This window comes from uncultured Kocuria sp. (genome assembly GCF_947500125.1).
GTDB lineage: Bacteria > Actinomycetota > Actinomycetes > Actinomycetales > Micrococcaceae > Kocuria.
Genome location: NZ_CANMRA010000022.1, coordinates 1 through 23,360 on the forward strand (window position 1 = coordinate 1; position 23,360 = coordinate 23,360).

Sequence of the window (23,360 nt, forward strand, 5' to 3'; positions counted from 1 at the left end):
GTCGAGCCGGGCGAGGGTCCCGGCCACCGGGCGCGTGAGGTTCCCCGCCGTCTCCCGGGCGGCGGCCACGGCCGCGGCGACCGGCCGCGGCAGGCCCTCCCGGCGGGCCCGCACGGCGGCGTGGACCACGAAGCCGTGGACGGCCGCCGCGGTCTGCGCCTCGGGGTGCCCGTGGGTGAGCGCGGCGCCGTTGATGGCCAGCGGGGCGAGCGTGCGCCAGCCGACGTGGGGGAGGAGACCGAACGGGGCCGAGCGCTGCACCGCTCCGGCGCCCCCGGCGTCCGGCAGCACGGGACGCTCGACCTCGCCCATCCGGCCGGACCGCAGCGCCTCCAGCACCGTCCCGTCGGGCGCCCGCACGGCGTGCAGGACCTCGTCCTCGTCGATCCGGCGGGGCAGGGGCCGCGGCGCCTCGGCGGGGTGGGGCTCGTCCTGGGTGCGCAGCCAGCGCAGATAGGCCAGCCACAGGCACGCGGTCTCGTCGGCGGCCTGGCCCTGGTTGGCCCACTCGACGACCTCCTGCAGGGCGTCCAGGGTGTAGAGGGTCAGCTGGGTGCCGCCGGAGACCTGCAGCGCCGCGGCCGGGCCGCCGGCGGTCCCGGGGCCGCCGAGGGCGCCGGGGGTGTCCGCGCCGGTCCCCCCGGGACGGGGTTCACCGCCGGACGGCACGCGGGCGCCGAGCGCGTCCCCGAGGGCTCCGCCCAGCAGGACGGCGCGCACGGAGTCGGCGTACTCGGGCCAGGCGGGGTCGAGGCCGGTGTCGGGGGACAGGAGGGGGGCGGGCATGCGGTCAGTGTAGTCGGCGGGCGACACGTCCCGGGCGGGTTCAACCGCCCTTCAGGCTGCTGTGGTTGCATGGCACGGGCGCCCGGCGCCAGCACCGGCACGGCACCCCCACCGTGCGGTCCCGACCCCTGAGGAGAACTCCATGAGTCACCACGTTCCCGGCACCACCGCGCGCCCCGGCGCCGACGGCGCCGACGGCGCCGTCCACGACGGCGCGCCCACCGCCCCCGGCACGGAGGGCCTCGCGGCACCCGTGCCCGTCGCGGCGCGGAAGGAGACCGCGCCCGCCGGTGCGCCGGCCGCCGTGTCCGCGCCTGCCCAGTGGGCCGCCGAGTTCGGCGGCACGGCGCTGCTGGTCTTCGCCGGGCTGGGCACGGGCATGTTCGCCACCGAGGTCATCGACTCCGCGCTCGGCTTCGGCCTCGGCCTGGTCGCAGCGATCGTCGCCTTCGGGCACGTCTCCGGAGGGCACTTCAACCCCGCGGTGACGCTCGCCGCGGTCGTGGCCGGGCGCACCCCCGCCCGGTCGGCGATCGGCTACGTGGTGGCCCAGGTGCTCGGCGCGCTGGCCGCCGCGGGCGTGCTGTGGGCGGTGCTCGTCACGCTGCTCGACTCCTCGACCACGGCGCAGGTGCTCGGCGCCGTCTCCAACGGCTTCGGGGAGAACTCCACCTCCCAGGCAGGGTGGGCCACGGTGCTGCTCGTCGAGTTCGTGGCGACCGCCCTGTTCGCCCTCGTGGTGCTGGGCTCCACCGCGCCGCGGGCCAACGCGGTGCTCGCCCCCGTGGCCATCGGGGCCGCCCTCGCGGTCCTGCTCACCATCACCGCACCGTTCGACGGCGGATCGCTGAACCCTGCCCGCTCGACGGGCGCCGCCGTGGTCTCCGGCGCCACGCACCTCGCCCAGCTGTGGCTGTTCTGGGTCGCCCCGCTGCTCGGCGGTCTCGTCGCCGGTCTCGTCCACCGCTCGGTGGACCTGGCGCGCCCGCGCCGCGGCGCCGATGAGCCGGCCGCGACCGGGACGGCACCGGCCGCGTCGACTCCGTCGGACCGGGAGGGCTGAGCCGGCGGCCCCAGCCGTGTCCGGACGGGCCGCCGGCTCCGCCCACCGGCGGGGCCGACGCTTTCCGTCATCGTCCGCACGGCGCCGCTAGGCTGGTGCCTGCCCGGCCGCCGTCGGCAGGAAGCGGAGGAACCTCGTGAGCAGTGTGCGCGCCGCCGAACCCCTCGGGGGCTTCGGCACGGCCTCCCGCTCGCCCCTGGCCGACTCCCGGGAGCTCGCCGCCGTCAGCGGCGCCCTGTACCCCGTGCTCACCCTGCTCGTGCGGCTGCCCCAGACCATGGTCCCGCTCGGCGTGCTGACCACGGTGGCGCTGATCTCCGGTTCCCCGGCCCTCGGCGCGTTCTGCGCCGCGGCCGTGACGCTCGGCTCGGCCCTGTGCGGGCTCGCCATGGGCGCGGCCGCCTCGTGGCGCCGGCGCCAGGTGGGCCTGGTGCTGCTGACCCTCGTCAATCCGCTCGTGGTGTGGTGGCTCGTGCGCCGGCTGCCGGAGCTCGCCGCGGACAGCGACGCGGCCCCGGCCCAGCTGCTGCTCCCGTGCCTGCTCGCCGGGCTCGTGCTGCCGCAGATGGGCGTTGCGTGCCGGCTGCGCTGGTGGTCCCTGCTGTCCCGGGACTCCCGGGAGGACCTGTTCGACACCGCGCTGCGCCACGAGAGCGTCATGGACTCCCTGGGCACCGTCCTGGCCGCCGCGGTGACCGGCCTCGTGGCGGTGACCCTCGGGCCGGTCGCCGTGCTGGTGCTCGCGGCCACGCTCACGCTCGTGGGCACCACCGTGTTCCTGCTGCACTGCTCCGCGCGGCTGCCGCGGGGTCCGATCGGCTTCCTGCCGTCCGTCGCGGCCGCGCCGACCCGGGCGGCCCGCCGGCGGCGGCGCAGGGCGCGCCGGCTCCGCACGCTCCCCGTGCTGGGCATGGCCGCGCTGGGGGCCCTCGTGGGGTCGACCCTGGGCGCGGTCGTCGTCTTCGCGACCGCCGTGGACGCGGTGGTCTCGGTCAGCTGGCTGTACGCGGTCTCCGGGCTCACCTCGGCATTGGCGGCGGTGGCCGCGTCCGCCCGCAGCGAGGAGCTCCGGCTGTGGAACCGCTGGGTGGCGGCGGCCGCCGGGGCCGTGCTCGCGGCGATGCTCCTCACGATCCCCGACGACTCCGTGGGGATGGTCGTCGTGCTGGCGCTGGCCGGGCTGACCACCGGCCCGTGCCTGGTGGCGGTCTACGAGATCGCGCGGCTCGTGGCACCGACCTCCCGGGTCACGGCCCTGACGACGGTCATGACCGCCATGATGAGCGTGGGGCTGACCGGGGGCCTCGCCCTGTCCGGGTGGTCGGGGGAGTCCTGGGGCTACCGGAGCGCGGCCCTCGTGCCCGTGATCTCGGCGGCGGCCCTGCTGGCCACCGCCCTGGCCTTCGTGCACCGCTGGCGGCGCAGCGACCCCCGCGACCTCTGAGCGGCCCCGCCGGGCACCCGCCGGGCCGGGGGCCCGGCGGGTGGGGTGGTCAGTGGCCCCGGTCGATCCACTCCTGCAGGTGGGGGACCTCCGCGCCGATCGTGGTGGGGTCCCCGTGACCGGTGAGCACCTCCGCGGTGTCCGGCAGGGTGAGCAGCCGGTCCCGGATGGAGTCGACGATCGTGGGGAAGTCCGACCAGGACCGGCCGGTGGCCCCGGGCCCGCCCTGGAAGAGGGTGTCCCCGGAGAACAGCACCCCGCCCGTGCCCAGACCCGGCGCCCAGAAGCACACGGAACCGGGCGAGTGGCCCGGGGTGTGCAGCGCGGTCAGGGTGGTCCCGGCCACGGAGAACTCCTCGCCGTCGGCGATCCCGGCGTCGAAGGGCGTGGCCGGATAGACCTGCTCCCACAGCATGGTGTCGTCCGGGTGCAGGTGGATCCGCCCGCCCACCTGTCCGGACACCTCCTTGACGGACCGGATGTGGTCGTCGTGGGCGTGGGTGAGCAGGATGGCGGTCACCGTCCGCCCGGCGACGGCCTCCACCACCGCGGCGGGGTCGTGGGCCGGGTCGATGACGACGCACTCGTCGTCGTCGCCCACGATCCACACGTTGTTGTCGACCTCCCAGGTCCCGCCGTCGAGGGAGAACGTCCCGGAGGTGACCAGCCGGTCGATGCGGGCCCGGCCGGCGCCGTCGGCGCGCCGCTCGGGGACCGCGCCGTGGTCCGCGGGGTGGGCCCGCTCCTGGTCGGGCAGGGGCTCGCCGTCGTGGCCGTCGACGGGGCTCATCGGTCGATCTCCACGACGGAGCGCAGCACCTTGCCGGCGGTCATCCGCTCGAACGCGGGCTCGACGTCCTCGATCCCGATCCGCTCGGTGACGAACCCGTCGAGGTCCAGCCGGCCGGCCCGGTACTGGTCCACGAGCATCGGGAAGTCCCGGGAGGGCAGGGTGTCGCCGTACCAGGCGGACTTGATGGCCCCGCCGCGGCCGAAGACCTGGTCCAGCGGGATCTCCCACGTGGTGCCCGGATCGGGCACGCCCACCAGGACCATCCGCCCGGCGAGGTCGCGGGCCTCGAAGGCCTGCTGGAAGGTCGCGGCGATGCCCACAGCGTCGACCACGACGTCGGCGCCGTGCCCGCCCGTGAGCTCCTGGACGGCCGCGACGGGGTCCTGCTCCTTCGAGTTCACCGTGTGGGTGGCGCCGAACCGCTGCGCGGTGGCGAGCTTGTCGTCGTCGAGGTCCACGGCGATGATCGTCGTGGCCCCGGCCAGGGCGGCCCCGGCGACGGCGGCGGTGCCGACCCCGCCGCAGCCGATCACGGCCACGGACTCCCCGCGCCGGACGTTCGCGGTGTTGAGGACGGCGCCGATGCCGGCCATCACCCCGCAGCCGAGCAGGCCCACGGCCGCGTACTGGTGGTCCTCGAGCTCGCCCTCGATCCTGGTGCACTGCCCGGCGGCCACCAGCGTCTTCTCGGCGAACGCGCCGATGCCCAGGGCGGGGGACAGCTCCGTGCCGTCGGCCAGCGTCATCTTCTGGGTGGCGTTGTGGGTGTCGAAGCAGTACCAGGGCTCGCCCCTGCGGCAGGCCCGGCACTCGCCGCACACCGCCCGCCAGTTGAGGATGACCTTGTCCCCGACGGCGATCTCGGTGACGCCCTCGCCGACCGCCGCGACCACGCCCGACGCCTCGTGGCCCAGCAGGTAGGGGTAGTCGTCGCCCACCGCACCCTGCTTGTAGTGCAGGTCGGTCTGGCAGACCCCGCAGGTGAGGACGTCCACGAGCGCCTCCCCGGGACCGGGGTCCGGGACGAGGATCGTCTCGAGGGTGGCTGGTGCGTTCTTCGCCGTGACGACGACGGCTCTGACCTCGTGCATGAGTGGGACCTTTCCTTCGGACGACGTGACGGTTCCGGTCCGGAACACCGCTCCCCAGTCTAGGGAAGGACACCGGGGGAGCGGTGGGACGCAGCGACGGCGTACCCGTGGATCAGCACCACGGGTACGCCGTCGGGTTCACCGCCGGGTTCCAGCGGCTCCGGGCGCGCCCGCAACCCGGACCGAGGGGCGGTGCTCAGCCCTGCCGGCGACCGTGGGGGGAGACCCTGGCGGGGTTCTTCCAGGGTTCTTCTACGAGTTCTTGTCGGAGTTCTGGTCGGAGTTCTGGTCGGAGCCGTTGCCGGAGTCGTCGGAGGAGTAGTCGAGGTGCTCGTGCTCCAGGCGCAGCTTGCGGCCCCGGTCGACGAGCTTCTCCTCCTTCTTCTCCTTCTTGTCGACCTGCCGGGTGTCGCGCGGCGGGAGCTGGATGGTCTCCTCGGCCTTGATCCCGCCCTGCAGCTGGCGGCCGCGCTCCACCTCGGCGTCGATCTCCGCGCCCAGCAGCAGCACGTTGTTGATGATCCACAGCCCCAGCAGCAGGATGATGACGGAGCCGATGATGCCGTAGGTCGCGTTGTAGGAGGCGAAGTTGATCACGTACCACGTGAACGCCGCGGCCGCCACGGCCGCCACGAGCAGGGCGACGATCGAGCCCATGCTGATCCAGCGGAACTTGGGCTGCTGCACGTTGGGCGTGAAGTAGTAGAGCACCGCGATGAGGATGATCGCGAGGACCACGACGACCGGCCACTTGGCGATGTTCCAGACCGTCACGGCCGTGGTGCCGAGGCCCACGAGGTCGCCCACCCACTGGGCGATGCCGCCGGAGAGCAGCACCATGAGCATGATCAGGACCACGATGAGGACCAGCATGAGCGTCACGAGGATGTTCATCGGCCGCAGCTTCCAGACGGGCCGGCCCTCCTCGACCTCGTAGATGCGGTTCATGGCCCGGCCGAAGGCCCCCGTGTAGCCGGAGGCGGTCCACAGCGCGCCGAGCAGACCGGTGAACAGGGCGATTCCTGCACCGGTGCTGGTGGTGAGGTTGTTGATCGGGCCCTCGAGCAGGGTCACGAGCTCGGCCGGTGCGTACTGGGCGAGGAAGTCCGTGATCGCCTGCGTGGTGGCCTGTCCCTGGCCGAACACACCGAGCAGGGACACGATGGCCAGCAGCGCGGGGAAGAGGGAGAGCACCGCGAAGTACGTCAGCGACGCGGCGAGGTCGGTGCAGTCGTCCTTGGAGAACTCGGAGAGCGCGCGCTTGACGACGTAGCCCCACGAGGGCTTGCTCATCTCGGTGGGGCTGTCCGGCTTGCGGGAGTCCTCGGGGTCCGGTGCGGTGCGCTCCTTGGAGCGGCTGTCCTGGGTGGTGTCCTGGGCCATGCTGCGTCCTTCGCGGTCGGGGCGCCGGCTGCGGTGCGCGGACTCCGGCCGGCGGCGGGGCGTGTGGGGGATGTCTCGTGCATCAGTGTACTGACGATCGCGCCGGTGGGCGACAATGGATCGGGCGGGCCACCGGTCCGCCCCGCAACCCACCACACCAGGAGGCCATCCGTGCCCACCACCCGGCGCACCGTCTCGGCGGAGGTCGACTTCGCGTCCGAGACCGACCACCTGGCGGTCCTCTCCGTCGCGGCCGCCCGCACCGGCGGCGGAAGCCGTCCCGGCGAGCGCCTGAGCCTGCGCGTCGACGGGGCGGAGGTGGAGCTGGAGGAGGCCGAGGACCTGCACGGCACCCGGCTGCACCTGGCCCGCGTGCCGGGCGGCGCGCGGTGCACGGTGTCCTACGCGCTGGAGCTGGACGGCGCGGCGGGCCCCCCGCCGCCGGCGGAGAGCGTCGACTTCGTCCGCTACACCCGTCCGAGCCGGTTCTGCCCGTTCGACGAGATGGCCGGCACCGCGGACGCCCTCTTCCCCGGGGCGCGGGGCGGCGGCTACGCGACGCTCCAGCGGGTGCGGGACTGGGTGCACGAGCACCTGGACTACGTGGCCGGGTCCTCGACGGCCACCGACACCGCCGTGCACACGTTCCTCACCCGGCGGGGCGTCTGCCGGGACTACGCGCACCTGCTCATCACCCTGCTGCGGGGCCTCGGGGTGCCGGCGCGGCTCGTGTCGGTCTACGCGCCCGGGCTCTCGCCCATGGACTTCCACGCGGTGGTCGAGGCGTGGCACGACGGCGCCTGGTACGTCCTCGACGCCACCGGGCTCGCCCCGCGCACGGAGTTCGTGCGCATCGCCACGGGTGCGGACGCCGCCGAGACGGCGTTCCTGACCACCCTCGAGGGCGAGATCACGCTGGGGGAGATGCGGGTGTCCGCGGAGTCCTCCGCGCCCGGGCGCGAGGACCCGGAGGCCCGGGTCGTCCTCCCCCTGTAGGACGGCCAGGGGGCTCGATTCACAGGTCGTTGACGGCTTCCCGCAGGCGGTCGGCGAGACGGGTGAGGATGCGCAGCTCCTCCGGGTCCAGTCCCGCGGACATCAGTTCGTGGACGTGCAGCCGGAACTGCTCGGCGATCTGCACCTGTATCTGCCGGCCCCGGTCGGTCAGCCGGATCCGCAGCCCCCGCAGGTCCTGCGGGTCCTGCCAGCGGTGCACCAGTCCCTTGAGCTCGAGGCGTTCGAGCATCCGGCTGAGGCTGGACTGGGTGAGGAGCACGTACTCGTTGAGCTCGTTGAGGCGCATGCCGGCCTCGTCGGAGCGGGAGAGGTTGAACAGGACGTCGTACTCGCGGGCGGACAGCTCCGCGAACTCGGGTTGGCGCTGGAGGCGCCGCATGACCGTCACCTGGGCCCTGAAGAGGGCCTCCCAGGCGTCGGCGCTGTTCTGCACACGATCTGTTTCTCTGCGGGGCACACGTTAATGCTACGACCCGGTTACATCGGCGTGCGGTGCCCGGGTGTCCCCCCTTTCGGGGGATGCTCCGTCCGGGCGCGCGGCGCCCCGCCCGCACGGCGTCCACGATTCCCGACGTGACCTGCGCAGATGATAGCTCCCGGGGCTCCTGCGCGCAGCAGGGCACCACGCGCCCGGCTGTATTTTCTATAGCAAACGTCCACGAAAGAGCGCACGGTGACGGGCGTCACGCTCCGCGCGGCGGGCGGGCCGCTCCCGCCCCGGACCCGGTCAGTGCCGCGATCCGCTCCTCCCGGCGGCGGTGCCGCTCCTCCTTGCGCGCCTCGACGAGCCGGTACAGCACCGGCACGAGCACGAGGGTCAAGAGGGTGGAGGAGATCAGCCCGCCGATCACCACCACGGCCAGCGGCTGGGAGATGAAGCTGCCCTGGCCCGTGATCCCCAGCGCCATGGGCGTCATCGCCAGGATGGTCGCCAGGGCCGTCATGACGATGGGCCGCAGCCGGCGGGCCGCGCCCTTCTCGATGGCCTCCTCCAGGACCATCCGGTGCTCCCCGCCCCGGTACTGGTTGATGAGGTCGATCAGCACGACAGCGTTGGTCACCACGATGCCCACGAGCATCAGCACGCCCACGAGCGACGCCAGGCCCAGCGGCACCCCGGAGCCGAGCAGCGCGAGCACCGCGCCCGTGGCCGCGAAGGGGATCGAGATCAGCAGGATCAGCGGCTGGACCAGCGACTTGAACGTGGCCACGAGCACCACGTAGACGATCGCGATCGCGGCGAGCACGGCGAGCCCCAGCTGCCGGAACGTGGTCTCCTGCTCCGTGGCGGCCCCGCCCAGCTCGGCCGAGGCCCCCTGCGGCAGGTCCAGGTCCGCGAGGGCCTCCCGGACCTCGGTGCTCGTGGCGCCGAGGTCGTCGCCGGCGGGGGTGACCGCCACGGTGGCGGTGCGCTGGTCGTTGCTCGACGTGATGGTCTCGACCGTCAGCGCCTCCTCGACCTCGGCCAGCTCGTCGAGCCGGACGGTCCCGCCCGCCGCCGGCACGGGCAGGGCCCGCAGCGCCTCGACGTCCTCCACGGCGCGGCCCTCGCCGATGGTCACGGCCACCGAGTCGGCGTCCAGGTCGATGGACCCGGCGGGGAGCGGGTTCACGGTGCCGGCGAGCGCCCCCGTGACCTCCTCCTCGCTCAGGCCGCGCCCTGCGGCGGCCGCCCGGTCGACCGTGACGACGACGGTGGGCTGGGTCGCGGCCAGGTTGCTCGTGACCTGCCCGGCGGAGCCGAGCTCCCGCATGGCCCGGACCACGGCCTCGTCGGCCTCCGCGAGCGTCGGCTGGTCCGTGGCGGTGACGGAGATCTCGACGTCGTTGCTCGTGAAGCCCTGGGCGCCCTGCACCGAGAACTCCCCGGCGCCGTCCAGCCGGTCCAGGCGCTCGCCGACGGTGCGGCGCAGCCGCTCCTGGTCCACCGCGGCGTCCGTCGTCACGGAGAACGTGGCACTGTTGGTGCCGCTGCCGGGCAGGAACGCGGAGAAGCCGCCGCCCGGGCCCATGGTGACCTGCACGTCCTCGATGCCCTCTGTCCAGTCGAGCACCTCCTCGACGCGGCTCGCCTGCTCGGAGGTCACCTCGAGGGCGGTGCCGGGCGGCAGGTCCTGGTCGATCGTCATGGTGTTCTGCCCGGTGTCCCCGAGCAGGTTGGTCGGCAGCACCGGAAGCAGGGCGGCCGTCCCGCCCAGGACCAGGACGCTCACGCCGAGGGTGGCCCACGGGTGGCGCTGCGTGCCGCGCAGCACCGGGAGATAGCCCTGTGCCAGCCGCGTCGGCGTCCCGGCGGGCGCGCCCGCGGGGGTGCCGGTCGTGGGGCCGGCCCAGGGGGCGGGGCGGTCCGCCGGTGCCCGGTGGCCGCGCCGGACCAGGCGGGGGTCCCGCAGGAACCAGTACGCGAGGACGGGCACGATGGTCAGGGACACCACGAGCGAGGACAGCAGCGCGATGGTCGTGGTGAGGGCGAACGGGCGGAACAGCTCACCGGTCACGTCGCCCACGAACGCGATGGGCACGAACACCGCCACCGTGATGAGGGTGGAGGCCGTGATCGCCCCCGCGACCTCGCGCACGGCGGTGAGGATGGCCCGGCGCTTCGCGTTGGCGGGGTCGGTGCTCAGGTCCACGGTTCCGTAGTGGCGCTTGATGTTCTCGATCACCACGATCGAGTCGTCCACGACCCGCCCCACGGACAGGGTGATCGCGGCCAGGGTCAGGAGGTTCAGCGAGTAGCCCAGGGCGTTGATCCCGATGAACGTGGCCAGCAGGGAGAGGGGGATGGAGATCGCGGTGACCAGCGTCGAGCGCAGCGACGCCAGGAACACCAGGATGACGAGCACCGCGAACGCGAGACCGAGGAGGCCCTCGACCGTGAGGTCCTCGATCGACTGCTCGATGTAGGGGGCCTGGTCGAAGACCGCGGTGATCTCGGCGCCGTTGCCGAGGTCCTCCTCGAGCCCGGGGATCATCTCCTCGACGGCCTGCGAGATCCCCACGGTGTCCCCGTCCGGGGTCTTGGTCACGGACAGGGCGAGGGTCGGCTCCCCGTTGGTGCGGGTGATCGAGGTCTGCTCCTGCTCGCCGAGCTCCACGGTGGCCACGGCGCCGACGGTGGTGGGCTCGGCGCCGTCGGGGGCGTCCTCCGGGAGGGGCAGCGGGACGTTCTCCACGGCCTCGAGGGAGTCGAGGGGGGAGCCGGCCTGGACGGGGAGGGTCGTGGCGCCGTCGTCCACGGTGCCCACGGGGACGAGCCCGCCGCTCTCCTCCAGGGCGGTGCGGATGTCGGCGGGCGTGGCGCCGGCCCGGGCGAGGTCGGCCCGATCCGGCAGGATCGAGACGACCTGGTCGGGGGCGCCGCTGACCTCTGCGGAGCGCACGCCCTCGATCTTCTGCAGGTCCGGGACGGTCAGCCGCTCCAGGTCGGCCGCGAGCGGGCTGAGGTCCTCGTCGGAGGACACGGCCAGGAAGACGATGGGGAAGTCCGCCACGGAGCCGGCGAACGCGGTGGGCTCGACGTCGTCGGGCAGCTGGGTGCGGACGTTGGAGATCGCCCGCTCCACCTGGTTGCGGGCCCGGTCCAGGTCGGTGCCGTACTCGAAGCCGAGCTGGATGTTGGACAGACCGGCGCGTGAGGTGGACGTCGAGCTCTCGAGGCCCTCCACGATGTTGAGCGCGCGCTCCAGGGGCCGGCCCACCTGCTCGTCGACGACCTCCGCGGACGCGCCGGGCATCGCCGAGACCACGCTGATGGCGGGGATCTCGAGGGACGGGATGAGCTCCTGCTTCATGGAGCGCATGCTGAGCACCCCGAAGAGGGCGACGAACAGCGTGATGAGCACGATCAGGGCTCGGTTGGCCATCGACGCGCGGGCGAGGAGAAACACTCGTGCTCCTTGGAGAGGGACGGGCGAGGGCGTCCCGGCCGGAGCCGGGACGCACGCCCCTCAGCGTACCGCCGCCTACCGACAGGTCACCGGGTCTCCGGGGCCGGGCAGCGGGCGAGGGGGCGGAGACGACGACGAGGCCCCGGACCGGTCGGTCCGGGGCCTCGTGCCGTGGGCGCCGCGGCGTGCGGTGCGGTGCCGGTCGGGGGCGGCGTCAGTTGATGCCGAGCACCTGGGCGGTGCGGCCCATGACCTCGTCCGCGAGCTGCGGGTTGTCGTTGAGCTTCGCGCCGTAGGAGGGGATGAGCTCCTTGATCCGCGGCTCCCACCCGGGCATCCGCGCCGGGAAGGACTTCGCCAGGAGGTTGAGCATGATGGGCACCGCGGTGGAGGCGCCCGGGGAGGCGCCGAGCAGCCCGGCGATGGAGCCGTCCGCGGCGGCGATGAGCTCGGTGCCGAACTGCAGCACGCCGCCCTTCTGCTTGTCCCGCTTCATGACCTGCACGCGCTGCCCGGCCTCGATCAGCTCCCACTGCGAGCCGTCGGCGGTCGGGTAGAACTGCTGCAGCGCCTCGACCCGCTGGCCCTTGGACTTGGCCAGCTCGCTCAGCAGGTACTTGACGAGGTCCAGGTTGGCCAGGCCCGCCCGGGTCATGGGGTAGAGGTTGTGCGGGCGCACGGACAGCGGCAGGTCCAGGAAGGAGCCCTGCTTCAGGAAGTTGGGCTTGAACCCGCCGAAGGGGCCGAACAGCAGCGCACGCCGCCCGTGCTCGTAGCGGGTGTCCAGGTGCGGGACGGACATGGGCGGGGCGCCCACGGAGGCCTGGCCGTAGACCTTGGCGTTGTGCTGGGCGGCGACGTCCTCGTCGGAGTTGCGCAGCCACAGGCCGGAGACCGGGAACCCGCCGAAGCCCTTGGCCTCCCGGATGCCCGACTTCTGCAGCAGCGGCAGGGCGCCGCCGCCGGCCCCCACGAACACGAACTTCGCGCGGACGAGCCGGTCGCCCTCCGTGTTGAGGCGGTTCTTGACCTTCGCCACCCAGGTGCCGTCGCCCTGGCGGTCGAGGTCCACGACCTGCTGGCCGTAGCGCACCTCGCCGCCCCGGGCCCGGAGGTGGGCGACCTGCTGCCGGGTCAGCTCCCCGAAGTCGACGTCCGTGCCCTCGGGGGACCAGGACGCCGCCACGCGCCCGGCGCCGCGGCCGTGCATGGTCAGCGGAGCCCACTCGGCGATCTTCTCGCGGTCCTCGGTGAACTCCATGCGCTCGAAGAGCTTGTTCGGCTGGAGCGCCTCCCAGCGGCGGCGCAGGTAGTCGCTGTGGGCGTCGCCGAAGACGAGCGACATGTGCGGCACCGGGTTGATGAAGGTGCTGGGCTCCTGCAGCTTGCCCTCGGCCACGAGGGCGGCCCAGAACTGGCGGGAGAGCTGGAACTGCTCGTTGATGCCGAGCGACTTCTCGGGGCTCACGGATCCGTCGGCGGCCTGGGGGGCGTAGTTGAGCTCGCAGAGCGCGGAGTGCCCGGTGCCGGCGTTGTTCCAGACGTTGGAGCTCTCCGCGCCCACCTGGTCGAGGCGCTCCAGCATCGTGATGTCCCACTGCGGCTCGAGCTCCTTGAGGAACACGCCGAGGGTGGCGCTCATGATGCCGCCGCCGATCAGGAGGACGTCGGTCGATTCCGTTGCCTGAGGTGATGTCACAGTCGATGCTCCCGTTGAATGCCCGGCGCTGCGCCGGTGAATGGTCGGGATCAGACTATCGCCACGCCCGGACGATCCCCGAATGCGCCCGGGCGCGCGCCGGGTGCCGTGCTCACCCGGCGGTGTCGAGGTCCACCCGGTTGAACTCCTCGTAGCCGGTGGAGCTCAGGGGGAACGACGTCACGGAGTCGCCGACGGCGACCGCCGAGATCGGGTGGGCCAGCGGGACGGCGGGCAGCAGGCGGGAGACACGGTTGTTGATGGACGCGTACGCGCTCGAGCGGTCCTCGCCGTCGGGCAGCGCCGGCGCGCGGTTGACGGCGCCGAACAGGGACGCGGCGTCCACGCCGAACTCGCCGTGGGGGGCGCCGAACAGCGCTGCCGTGAAGTAGTCCGGGTCGCGGTATCCGCCGTTGAGCCCGAGCAGGTGCAGGGCGTGGTCGCCGTCCGGGTCCTGGACCTGCGCCACGTAGCCGTCCGACCACTCCACCGGGACGGGCTCGATCACGAACCCCGCGCGCACGAGCTGGGCCGCGATGTCGGCGTAGATCTTCTCGGGCTCCTGCATGTAGGTGCGGGAGGTGTTGCGCGGGTAGTAGAACCGCAGCGGCTCGCCGGCGTAGGACGAGGCCTCCAGCAGCTCCTGCGCCCGCTGCGGGTTGTAGGAGGGGATCCGCAGGTCGGTCCCGTCCATCGCGAACCGGGCGGGCAGGAACTGGTCGGCCACCCGGGTGCCGTCGGGGTAGTGCTCGCGCACGATGGCGCCGCGGTCCACGGCGGAGGCGATCGCGGCCCGCACGTCGGGGTCGTCCAGGGGCGCGATGTCCTGGTTGATGCCGAGGTAGGACACGGAGTACGGGTCGCGCTGGAGGACCTGGACGCCCTCGCGGGCGAGCGGTGCGAAGGAGTCCAGGCCCACCTGGTCGTAGCCGTCCACCTGGCCCAGGCGCAGCGCCACGTAGCGCAGCTCGGGCTCGGCGATCGTGCGGAACTCGAGGCGGCCGATGTCCCCCAGCTCGCCCCAGTAGTCCGGGTTCGCGCTGAGCACCACGTTCTCCCCGTCCCCCGACTCGTAGCGGAAGGGGCCGGTGCCCACGGGGTGCGTCTCGTGGGTGCCGGCCGCCAGGGCCGCGGGGGACGCGATCCCGAACGCGGGCTGTGTCAGCGCCCGGAGCAGGGGGGTGTGCGGCGCGGTCAGCGAGAGCTCCACCGAGGAGGACGACGCCGCGGTGCACCCCTCGTAGAGGGGCTCGGTCCCGGGGGCGGCGGTGCGGAAGACGGTGGCGAACGGGGTCCGCGCCCCGTCGGCGGCCAGGGCCTCCCAGCGCTCGAAGTTCGCGCACACCGCCGCCGCGTCCAGGTCGGTGCCGTCGTGGAAGCGCACGCCCCCGCGGAGGTCGAAGGTGTAGGAGAGCCCGTCCTCGGAGCGCCGCCACGAGCTCGCGAGGGCCGGGACCGCCTCCCCCGTGGAAGGGTCGGCGGAGACGAGCCCCTCCAGCATCTGGGCCCCGATCCGGGAGGTCTCCAGGATGTTGACCGTCGCCGGGTCCAGGGTGGGAGCGGCGGCGGCGTTGGCGAAGACGAACTCCGCACTGGGCACGGACCGGGAGGCGGTGGGGGCGCCGGGCGCGTCGTCGCCCCCGGGGGCGCACCCCCCGAGGGCGAGGAGCCCCGCGACGAGCGCGGCCGCGGTGCGGGGGATTCGCCTGGGCGCCATGGGTCCTTCGCTGCCTCGCCGGATCGGTCGTGGGGGTCGTCGTGGGCGGGCCCCGGGCGGAGCCCGGGGACCGTCGGGTGCGCGAGGCGGGACTCGAACCCGCACGCCGGTCAGGGCACAGGAACCTAAATCCTGCGTGTCTGCCAGTTCCACCACTCGCGCCGAGGGGCCCGTCCGGGCCCCTCGTCCATCCTAGCCTCAGCCCTCCAGGCCGAGGTCGCGGCGCAGCTTCGCCACGTGGCCCGTGGCGCGCACGTTGTACTGCGCGAGCTCCACGTCGCCGTCGGGGCCGACCACCACGGTGGAGCGCACCAGACCCTCGTAGGTCTTGCCGTAGTTCTTCTTCTCGCCCCAGGCCCCGTACGCCTCGGCGACCCGGTGGTCGGCGTCGGAGAGCAGGGGGAACGTGAGGGACTCGTTCTCGGCGAACCGGGCCAGGGCCTCCGGCCCGTCGGGGGAGATGCCGAGCACGGCGAACCCGTCCGCGGCGAATCGCTCCAGGCTGTCCCGGAAGTCGCAGGCCTGCGTGGTGCAGCCGGGGGTGGACGCCTTCGGGTAGAAGTAGACGACCACTCGCTGACCGCGGTGGTCGGCGAGCGAGACGGTCCGGCCCCGGGCGTCGGGCAGGGCGAAGTCGGGGGCCTGCCGGCCCGGTTCGAGACGTGCTGCCATGGGGATGCTCCTCCGTCGTGTCGGTGGCCGTGTCGGTGGTGGTGCCGGTGCCGCGGGACGGCCGCGGACCACGAACACTACCGGCGCCCGCGCCCGGAATCGCGCGGTCCGCCGGGGTCCGGCACGCCCCGCCGGGCGTTCACGCGCAGAGAAATGCTCATAAGTTTGCTTAGCATGGTGCTGTATTCCGTGTTCCGGGTCGGTAGACTGCTTTGCATGCCTTTCACCACTCAATGGCCGACCAACCGATTGCTCTCGACCGCGGCCCGGCTCGTGGAGCACGCGTGGAACGAGCGCCTGGCCACGCTCGGGGTGACCCACGCGGGCGTCATGGCCCTGGACGTGCTGAAGACGGCGGGGAGCATGACCCAGGCCCAGCTGGCCCACCGCGTCCGGGTGCAGGCCCAGACCATGGGCAAGACGCTGCACCGGCTCGAGCTGCACGGCCACGTCACCCGGTCCAAGAACGTCCGTGACCGCCGCAGCCATCTCGTGTCGATCACCCAGGAGGGCGAGCGCATCCTGGAGGCCGCCACCCAGCTCGAGGACGAGCTGGTGGACCACGGGCTGCTCACGGACGAGAACCTGCGCCGCACCCTGGCCGACATCATCACCACGCTGGGAGGCGCCCGCTGGAAGCTGCGGGTCCAGTCGGACGGAACCGTCACCGACGCCGGCTCCGCCGACGCCACCACTCCCGAGGAGTCTCGCGAGATCGCCGAGACCGGCAGTCAGGAGGACGTCGTTCCCTGACCCGGCCCACGGTGCCCGCCGGTGCGGGACGGGAGCCGGGTCACCAGGGGGGCGAGGACCCCGGTGAGAGTGCAGGCGAGCGAGGTCACGAGGTCGTGGCCTCGCGCGGGGAGACCCCCGGGGTGCGGCGACGACCCCGGGGGTTTTTCGTGCCCGGTGACTCGTGCGCACGGGCGGGCCGCGCCCGCCCGGCGGTGGTGCGCCGGGGGCGGGTGCAGGCCCGGCCCGACGGGCTCGGGCCGGGCTCCGACCGGGCGTCGTGGGGCGACGAAGGGCCCCACCGCGCTGTTCTGCGGTGGGGCCCTTCCGTGGTGCGCCCCCTCGGACTCGAACCGAGAACCCATTGATTAAGAGTCAATTGCTCTGCCAATTGAGCTAGAGGCGCTGGTGGTGCGGCAAGAACGTTAGCACGCCCTCGGCCCGGGGGCCGAATCGCGCCGGTCGGCTTCCGCCGTGTCCCGCCTCGCAACGAGAAAGTACTCTACCACCTCGGCCCGGCTTGTCCATTCCGCGACCCCCCGTCCCGGCGGCCGCGGCGTCTACCATGGCCGTCATGGCCTCCGCACAGACTCCCGCGCCGTCCACCTGCTCCGTCCCCCTCTCCGAGCTCCGCGTGGTCTCCCTCCCGGAGCAGGAGCTCGTGGACCACCTGAGCACCCGGGTCCCGGGCTTCCGCTACGTGCTGTGGGACATGGCCGGGGATCCGGTCGGGGCCCGCGCCGACGAGATCGACGTGGCGGTCACCCCCTACTTCGCCGGCCGCTGGATCGAGGCCCTGCCGGGCGCGACGCGACTGCGGCTCGTGCAGCTGCAGAGCACGGGCTTCGACGGCGTGCCGGAGGCCATCGGGCCCGATCTCGCGCTCTCGACCGCGGGCTGGGTGCACGCCGCCGGGACCGCCGAACTGGCCCTGGGCCTGATCATCGCCGCCCAGCGGGAGCTCGACCGCGCCGTGCTCCAGCAGCACGACGGGATCTGGCGCCGCTTCGCGACCCGCAGCCTGGCCGACAGCCGCGTCCTGGTGCTGGGGGCGGGGGAGATCGGCTCCGCCGTGGTCGACCGGCTCCTCCCCTTCGAGGTCGAGGTGACGCGCGTGGCCTCGCGTGCCCGCACCGACGGGCGCGGCCCCGTGCACGGCGTCGACGAGCTGCCGGCCCTGCTGCCCGATACGGACGTGCTCGTGGTGGCCCTGCCCGCGAGCCCGGCGACCGACGGCCTCGTCGACGCCGGCGTGCTGTCCCTGCTGCCCGACGACGCCCTGGTGGTCAACGTGGGCCGCGGCCGCGTGGTCGACACCCCCGCGCTCACCGAAGAGGTGGTGTCCGGGCGGCTCCGCTGCGCGCTGGACGTCGTCGAGCCCGAGCCCTTCCCCGGCGACCACCCGCTGTTCCGCGCCCCCGGGTCGATCCTCACCCCGCACACCGGTGGTTCCTGCACCTCGTACCGGCCGCGCGTGCGGAGGCTGCTGCAGACCCAGCTCGAGCGCATCGCCGCGGGGGAGCGCCCCCTGTTCCTGCAGCAGGAGGGCCGGCTCGACGTCCCCGAGCCCGGGGACCGCTAGCTCCCAACGTGCCCTGTCTCACATCGTGGGACACGGCGTCCGAAGATTGACACGCCCGGGCGGGCGGCAGAGCATGGGAGCATGCAACTCAGCCACGGTGTCGTCCAGCTCACGGTACGCGTCCTCGTCGGACGCGGGGCCTGAGCCGACGACCGGTCGAGCGCACGGGCCCTGTCGCACCTCCCGGTGCAGCGAGGGCCTTTTTTCTTGCCCGGCGCCCACGGCGGAGCGACTGCCGAGCCGGAACAGAACCACCCAGACCAGAAGGACTGCTGACATGAGCAAGGGACAGCCGATCAGCCCAGCGCTGATGGCCACCAAGCGCGCGGAGACCGCCGCCGACCACCGGCCCCCCGGGGCCCCGGAGAAGTCCGTCCCCGCCGTCCCGTCCGTCATGGGCCCCAGCAACACGGTGGCTCCCACGGAGATGACCGGCTCCCAGGCGGTCATCCGGGCGCTGGAGGAGCTCGGGGTCACCGACGTCTTCGGCCTCCCCGGCGGCGCGATCCTGCCGACCTACGACCCGCTCCTGGACTCGGACAAGATCAACCACATCCTGGTCCGCCACGAGCAGGGCGCCGGTCACGCCGCCGAGGGCTACGCCCTCGCCTCGGGCCGCGTGGGCGTGTGCATCGCGACCTCCGGCCCCGGCGCCACGAACCTCGTCACGGCCCTCGCGGACGCGCACATGGACTCGATCCCGATGGTCGCGATCACCGGGCAGGTCTCGTCCAAGGTGATCGGCTCCGACGCCTTCCAGGAGGCGGACATCGTCGGGATGACGATGCCGGTCACCAAGCACTCCTACCTGGTGACGCACGCCGAGGACATCCCGCGCGTGCTCGCCGAGGCGTTCCACCTGGCGTCGACCGGCCGCCCCGGCCCGGTGCTCGTGGACATCGCCAAGGACGCCCAGCAGGACTCCATGACGTTCTCCTGGCCGCCCCGGATGGACCTGCCCGGCTACCGGCCCGTCACGCGCGGGCACGCCAAGCAGATCCGGGAGGCCGCCAGGCTCATCGCGGCGGCCCAGCGGCCCGTGCTCTACGTGGGCGGCGGCACGATGCGCGCCGACGCGGCCGCCGAGCTCATGGACCTGGCCGAGCTGACCGGCGCGCCGGTGGTGACCACGCTGACCGCACGGGGGGTGTTCCCGGACTCCCACGAGCAGAACCTCGGGATGCCCGGCATGCACGGCACCGTCCCGGCCGTGTACTCGATGCAGCAGGCGGACCTGCTCGTGACTCTCGGCGCGCGCTTCGACGACCGGGTCACGGGCCACCTGGAGACCTTCGCCCCCACGGCCAAGATCATCCACGCGGACATCGATCCCGCCGAGATCTCCAAGAACCGCACCGCCGACGTCCCGATCGTGGGCGACGTCAAGGAGATCCTGCCGGATCTCGTGAGCGCCGTGCGCCAGGAGTTCGAGCGCAGCGGCAGCCCCGACCTCTCCTCGTGGTGGACGGCGCTGAGCAGCCTGCAGGCCACCTACCCGCTGGGCTACCCCAAGCCGGCCGACGGACTCGGGTCGCCGCAGCACGTCATCGAGCGGATCTCCGCCCTGACCGGCCCCGAGGCCGTCTACGTCGCAGGCGTGGGCCAGCACCAGATGTGGAGCTCCCACTTCGTGCAGTACGAGCGGCCTCGGCAGTGGCTGAACTCGGCCGGGCTGGGGACCATGGGCTTCGCCGTCCCCGCAGCGATGGGCGCCAAGGTCTCCCAGCCCGACCGCGTGGTCTGGGCCATCGACGGCGACGGCTGCTTCCAGATGACGAACCAGGAGCTCGCCACCTGCACGATCAACAAGATCCCGATCAAGGTGGCGGTGATCAACAACTCCTCGCTGGGCATGGTGCGCCAGTGGCAGACCCTGTTCTACGACGGCCGGTACTCCAACACCGACCTGAACACGGGCCACGACAGCATCATGGTGCCGGACTTCGTCAAGCTCGCCGACGCCTACGGGTGCGCCGCCCTGCGCTGCACCCGGGACGAGGACGTGGACGACGTCATCCGGCAGGCCCTCGAGATCAACGACCGCCCCGTGGTGATCGACTTCGTGGTCTCCGCCGACGCGATGGTGTGGCCGATGGTGCCCACTGGCGTGTCCAACGACCAGATCCAGATCGCCCGCAACATGACCCCCGACTGGGACGAGGAGGACTGACCCATGAGCCGACACACCCTCTCCGTGCTGGTCGAGGACAAGCCGGGCGTGCTGACCCGGGTGGCCGGACTGTTCGCGCGCCGCGCCTTCAACATCGACTCGCTCGCCGTGGGACCCACGGAGCTCGACGGCGTCTCCCGCATCACCGTGGTGGTGGACGCCGAGGGCGAGCTGCTCGAACAGGTCACCAAGCAGCTGAACAAGCTCATCAACGTGATCAAGATCGTCGAGCTCACCCCCGACTCGTCGGTGCAGCGCGACCACATCATGGTCAAGGTCCGCGCCGACGCCGCGACCCGTCTGCAGGTCACCCAAGCCGCGGACCTGTTCCGGGCCACCGTTGTCGACGTCTCCACCGAGTCGCTCGTCATCGAGGCCACCGGCGCCCCGGAGAAGCTCCGGGCGCTGCTGGACATCCTGGAGCCTTTCGGCGTCCGGGAGATCGTCCGGGCCGGTACGCTGGCCCTCGGACGTGGTCCCAAGTCGATGAGCGACCGCGCCCTGCGCCACTGACGCCCCCGGGCGGCGGTGGACGCGGGCGCCGGCCCACAGACACCCCAACCACCTCGCGGCGGTGCACCCGCCGCGCCCACCCATGCTTCAAGGAGACAATCCCATGGCAGAGATCTTCTACGACGACGACGCCGACCTCTCGATCATCCAGGACCGCTCCGTGGCCGTCATCGGCTACGGCTCGCAGGGCCACGCCCACGCGCTGAACCTGCGCGACTCCGGCGTGGACGTGCGCATCGGCCTCGCCGAGGGCTCGCGCTCCCGGGCCAAGGCCGAGGCCGAGGGCCTGCGGGTGCTCACCGTCGCGGACGCCGTCAAGGAAGCCGACGTCATCATGATCCTGACGCCGGACCAGGTCCAGCGTCACGTCTACGCCGAGTCGATCGCCCCGAACCTGGAGCAGGGCGACGCCATCTTCTTCGCCCACGGGTTCAACATCCGCTACGGCTACATCGAGGCCCCCGCGGGCGTCGACGTCGTCATGGTCGCCCCGAAGGGCCCGGGCCACACCGTGCGCCGCGAGTTCGAGGCCGGCCGCGCCGTGCCCGCCCTCGTGGCCGTGGAGAAGGACGCCTCCGGCAAGGCGCTCGAGCTGGGCCTGTCCTACGCCAAGGGCATCGGCGGCACCCGCGCGGGCGTCATCAAGACGACCTTCACCGAGGAGACCGAGTCCGACCTCTTCGGCGAGCAGGCGGTCCTGTGCGGCGGCATGTCCCACCTGGTCCAGTACGGCTTCGAGACCCTGACCGAGGCCGGCTACCAGCCGGAGATCGCATACTTCGAGGTCCTGCACGAGCTCAAGCTCATCGTGGACCTCATGGTCGAGGGCGGCATCGCCAAGCAGCGCTGGTCCATCTCGGACACCGCCGAGTACGGCGACTACGTCTCCGGCCCCCGGGTGATCAGCCCCGCGGTCAAGGAGAACATGAAGGCCGTGCTGGCCGACATCCAGGACGGCACCTTCGCCAAGCGCTTCATCGAGGACCAGGACAACGGGGGCGCCGAGTTCAAGAAGCTGCGCGAGAAGGAGGAGTCCCACCCGATCGAGGTCACCGGCCGGGAGCTGCGCAAGCTCTTCGCGTGGACCTCCCCGGACGCCGACTACGTCGAGGGCACCGCGGCCCGCTGATCCGCACCCGCCCCCACCGCCGCGAAGCACGCCGGGGGCACCGGCCGAGGGGCCGCGTCCGCACGTCATGCGCCGAGCATTCCGTGCGGACGCGGCCCCTCGCCGCGTCCGGGGTCCTACCCTGGGGGCGGACACGGTGGCCGCGATCCCGGGGGTGGTCCGCATGGCGGACGTCAGTGCACGCGAGCAGGCGCCCGGAAGGGGCGTGCGGGGCTGGATCGGGCGCCACCAGCTCGTGGCCTTCTTCGCGCTGGCGTACGCGTGGTCCTGGGCGTGGTGGGCGCCCCTCGTGCTCGGGGCGGGCGGCGCGGTCCTGCTCGTGCTCGGCGGGTTCGGGCCGTTGGTGGCGGCGTGGGCCGTCACGGTGCTGGCGGGGGATCCGGTCCGGGACTGGGCCCGCGCGATCGCGCGGTGGCGTGCCCCGGCCCGCTGGTGGGCCTGGGCGCTGGGGCTGCCGGTGCTGCTGTACGCCGTGGTCAACGCGGTGCTGGTGGCGCTGGGCCGCGAGGTCGACTGGTCCCTGGCGCTCGAGCGGGCCCCCGCCTACCTGGCCGGCCTCGCCTTCGTGGCGGTGCTCGGCGGCGGCCTCGAGGAGCCCGGCTGGCGCGGCTTCGCGCTGCCCCGCCTCCAGGAGCGGCTGGGCCCGTTGCGGGCCACCGCGCTCCTGGGGCTGCTGTGGGGCGTGTGGCACGTCCCGCTGTACGGGCCGCTGGGCTTCGTGGTGCCGCTCGTCCTCGCGTTCTTCTACACCCCGCTGTACAACCGCACCGGCAGCGTGCTGCTGTGCGTCCTGCTGCACGCGAGTTTCACGCCGGCCCAGGACCACCTCGTCCTGCTCGGCGCGGAGCCGGTGCACACCGGGCTGCTGGACACCGTGGACCTCGTCCTGTTCGGCACCTACGCCGGGGCCGCGCTGCTCGTCGTCGCCCTCACCCGCGGGCGCCTGGGCGCCGCGCGCCCCCGGCGGTGACCGGGCTCAGCCCTGCCGGACCGCGGGCACGCCCTCGGAGGGCTGGACGACGACGAAGCCCGGGCCGGAGAAGGCGAGCTGGAACGCCTCGCCGGAGCCGCCGCGCAGCAGCGAGCCCATCGACAGGTCGTTCCGGATTCCCGGCACGAGGTTCGCCGACCACGCGACCGCCGCCTGCGGGTCCACATAGGTGGGCCGGACGGAGCAGTCGAGGATCATGGGCGGCCCGTCCGAGCACAGGGCGAGCACGCCGTGGCCGGAGAGCTCCAGGTTGAACAGCCCGCCGGCCATCAGCCCCGCCCCGCCCACCCGCCGGATGTCCCAGGACAGGGTGTCGTCGAAGGCCAGCAGGGACGCGCTGCCGACGGTGATGGCCTCGCCCTCGAGCAGGACCGTGAACACGTGGCGCGCCTGCCGGGCGAAGAACACCTCGCCCTCGCCCGAGACCCGCATCATGGGCGCGTCCTCGCTGGTCAGCATCTTCTTCATGAGCTTGCCGACGGAGCCGGAGCCCTCGTGCCGGAAGGCCATCCCGCCCTGGTAGGCGACCATGGCGCCCTTCGTGGCGACGACGTCGGGGCCCAGGCCCACGCGCAGCATCCGGTCGGACTGCCGGGTCCAGCGCTCCTGGCTCGGGCGTTCGAAGTGGTCCTGGGCGAAGAGCTCGCTGCGCACGGTGGCCTCCTGGGATGTCGGTGCTCGCTGTCGC

Annotated in this window: 19 protein-coding genes and 2 tRNA genes; 9 read left to right on the forward strand and 12 right to left on the reverse strand. The window is 73.1% G+C overall.

Translation table 11 applies throughout. From position 1 onward, the window contains the following. The coding region (locus Q0817_RS13900) for an ADP-ribosylglycohydrolase family protein (protein ID WP_298589286.1) at positions 1-786 on the reverse strand (786 nt) is incomplete at its 3' end. A 142-nt stretch (positions 787-928) separates the two neighbouring features. Here Q0817_RS13900 and Q0817_RS13905 point away from each other — a divergent pair. Together Q0817_RS13905 and Q0817_RS13910 are read left to right on the forward strand one after the other, a co-directional pair. Further along, positions 929-1,849, forward strand: coding sequence for an aquaporin (locus Q0817_RS13905; RefSeq protein WP_298589289.1), 921 nt, complete (start codon positions 929-931; stop codon positions 1,847-1,849). Between the two features lie 136 nt (positions 1,850-1,985). After that, complete coding sequence (locus Q0817_RS13910) at positions 1,986-3,293, forward strand: hypothetical protein (protein WP_298589292.1); 1,308 nt, start codon at positions 1,986-1,988, stop codon at positions 3,291-3,293. A 49-nt stretch (positions 3,294-3,342) separates the two neighbouring features. Here Q0817_RS13910 and Q0817_RS13915 read toward each other — a convergent pair whose 3' ends face one another. The 3 genes from Q0817_RS13915 to Q0817_RS13925 form a co-directional block, all read right to left on the reverse strand. After that, positions 3,343-4,083 (reverse strand): MBL fold metallo-hydrolase, encoded by a 741-nt coding sequence (locus Q0817_RS13915; protein ID WP_298589295.1) that lies wholly within the window; start codon positions 4,081-4,083, stop codon positions 3,343-3,345. Next, a complete protein-coding gene (locus tag Q0817_RS13920) occupies positions 4,080-5,177 on the reverse strand; it encodes an S-(hydroxymethyl)mycothiol dehydrogenase (RefSeq protein WP_298589298.1) in 1,098 nt (365 codons plus the stop codon). Before Q0817_RS13920 ends, Q0817_RS13915 begins: the two co-directional genes overlap by 4 nt. Before the next feature lie 252 nt (positions 5,178-5,429). Further along, on the reverse strand, positions 5,430-6,560 hold the full coding sequence (locus Q0817_RS13925; protein WP_298589305.1) for a YihY/virulence factor BrkB family protein: 1,131 nt from the start codon (positions 6,558-6,560) through the stop codon (positions 5,430-5,432). A 171-nt stretch (positions 6,561-6,731) separates the two neighbouring features. On the opposite strand from Q0817_RS13925, the gene Q0817_RS13930 reads away from it, so the two are divergent. Next, entirely contained in the window at positions 6,732-7,556 is an 825-nt protein-coding gene (locus Q0817_RS13930; protein WP_298589308.1) for a transglutaminase family protein, read from the forward strand. Between the two features lie 19 nt (positions 7,557-7,575). Here the strand turns inward: Q0817_RS13930 and Q0817_RS13935 are convergent, their stop codons facing one another. The 6 genes from Q0817_RS13935 to bcp form a co-directional block, all read right to left on the reverse strand. Then, the gene (locus tag Q0817_RS13935) at positions 7,576-8,010 is read right to left on the reverse strand and encodes a MarR family winged helix-turn-helix transcriptional regulator (protein WP_298589311.1); all 435 of its coding nucleotides are present in this window, start codon (positions 8,008-8,010) and stop codon (positions 7,576-7,578) included. Positions 8,011-8,260: 250 nt separating this feature from the next. Next, positions 8,261-11,467, reverse strand: a complete 3,207-nt coding sequence (locus Q0817_RS13940; protein ID WP_298589314.1) for an efflux RND transporter permease subunit — start codon at positions 11,465-11,467, stop codon at positions 8,261-8,263. Positions 11,468-11,681: 214 nt separating this feature from the next. Next, entirely contained in the window at positions 11,682-13,166 is a 1,485-nt protein-coding gene (locus tag Q0817_RS13945; protein ID WP_298589317.1) for a malate:quinone oxidoreductase, read from the reverse strand. Between the two features lie 112 nt (positions 13,167-13,278). Then, positions 13,279-14,883: an ABC transporter substrate-binding protein gene (locus Q0817_RS13950; protein ID WP_298589320.1), complete on the reverse strand. Its 1,605-nt coding sequence runs from the start codon at positions 14,881-14,883 to the stop codon at positions 13,279-13,281. A 78-nt stretch (positions 14,884-14,961) separates the two neighbouring features. Next, a tRNA-Leu gene (locus Q0817_RS13955) sits at positions 14,962-15,045 on the reverse strand. 36 nt (positions 15,046-15,081) lie between these two features. Further along, positions 15,082-15,555, reverse strand: coding sequence for a thioredoxin-dependent thiol peroxidase (gene bcp, locus Q0817_RS13960; RefSeq protein WP_298589323.1), 474 nt, complete (start codon positions 15,553-15,555; stop codon positions 15,082-15,084). A gap of 216 nt (positions 15,556-15,771) precedes the next feature. Here bcp and Q0817_RS13965 point away from each other — a divergent pair, with 216 nt between their 5' ends. After that, positions 15,772-16,308, forward strand: a complete 537-nt coding sequence (locus tag Q0817_RS13965; RefSeq protein WP_298589326.1) for a MarR family winged helix-turn-helix transcriptional regulator — start codon at positions 15,772-15,774, stop codon at positions 16,306-16,308. 309 nt (positions 16,309-16,617) lie between these two features. Here the strand turns inward: Q0817_RS13965 and Q0817_RS13970 are convergent. Then, positions 16,618-16,693: transfer RNA gene (locus Q0817_RS13970), tRNA-Lys, on the reverse strand. Positions 16,694-16,861: 168 nt separating this feature from the next. Here Q0817_RS13970 and Q0817_RS13975 point away from each other — a divergent pair. The 5 genes from Q0817_RS13975 to Q0817_RS13995 all read left to right on the forward strand — a co-directional run bounded on the left by Q0817_RS13975 (position 16,862) and on the right by Q0817_RS13995 (position 22,651). Beyond that, positions 16,862-17,869, forward strand: coding sequence for an NAD(P)-dependent oxidoreductase (locus Q0817_RS13975; RefSeq protein ID WP_366139879.1), 1,008 nt, complete (start codon positions 16,862-16,864; stop codon positions 17,867-17,869). Between the two features lie 277 nt (positions 17,870-18,146). Next, positions 18,147-20,039 carry an acetolactate synthase large subunit gene (locus Q0817_RS13980; RefSeq protein WP_298589331.1) on the forward strand — a complete coding sequence of 631 codons (1,893 nt, stop codon included), beginning with the start codon at positions 18,147-18,149 and terminating at the stop codon, positions 20,037-20,039. Positions 20,040-20,042: 3 nt separating this feature from the next. Next, positions 20,043-20,552 (forward strand): acetolactate synthase small subunit, encoded by a 510-nt coding sequence (gene ilvN / locus Q0817_RS13985; protein WP_017833218.1) that lies wholly within the window; start codon positions 20,043-20,045, stop codon positions 20,550-20,552. 103 nt (positions 20,553-20,655) lie between these two features. Next, positions 20,656-21,681, forward strand: coding sequence for a ketol-acid reductoisomerase (gene ilvC, locus Q0817_RS13990; RefSeq protein ID WP_133410868.1), 1,026 nt, complete (start codon positions 20,656-20,658; stop codon positions 21,679-21,681). A 163-nt stretch (positions 21,682-21,844) separates the two neighbouring features. Then, positions 21,845-22,651: a CPBP family intramembrane glutamic endopeptidase gene (locus Q0817_RS13995; protein ID WP_298589342.1), complete on the forward strand. Its 807-nt coding sequence runs from the start codon at positions 21,845-21,847 to the stop codon at positions 22,649-22,651. Positions 22,652-22,657: 6 nt separating this feature from the next. On the opposite strand, the gene Q0817_RS14000 is transcribed toward Q0817_RS13995, so the two are convergent. Further along, the gene (locus Q0817_RS14000; protein WP_298589345.1) at positions 22,658-23,326 is read right to left on the reverse strand and encodes an AIM24 family protein; all 669 of its coding nucleotides are present in this window, start codon (positions 23,324-23,326) and stop codon (positions 22,658-22,660) included. Positions 23,327-23,360: the final 34 nt, after the last annotated feature.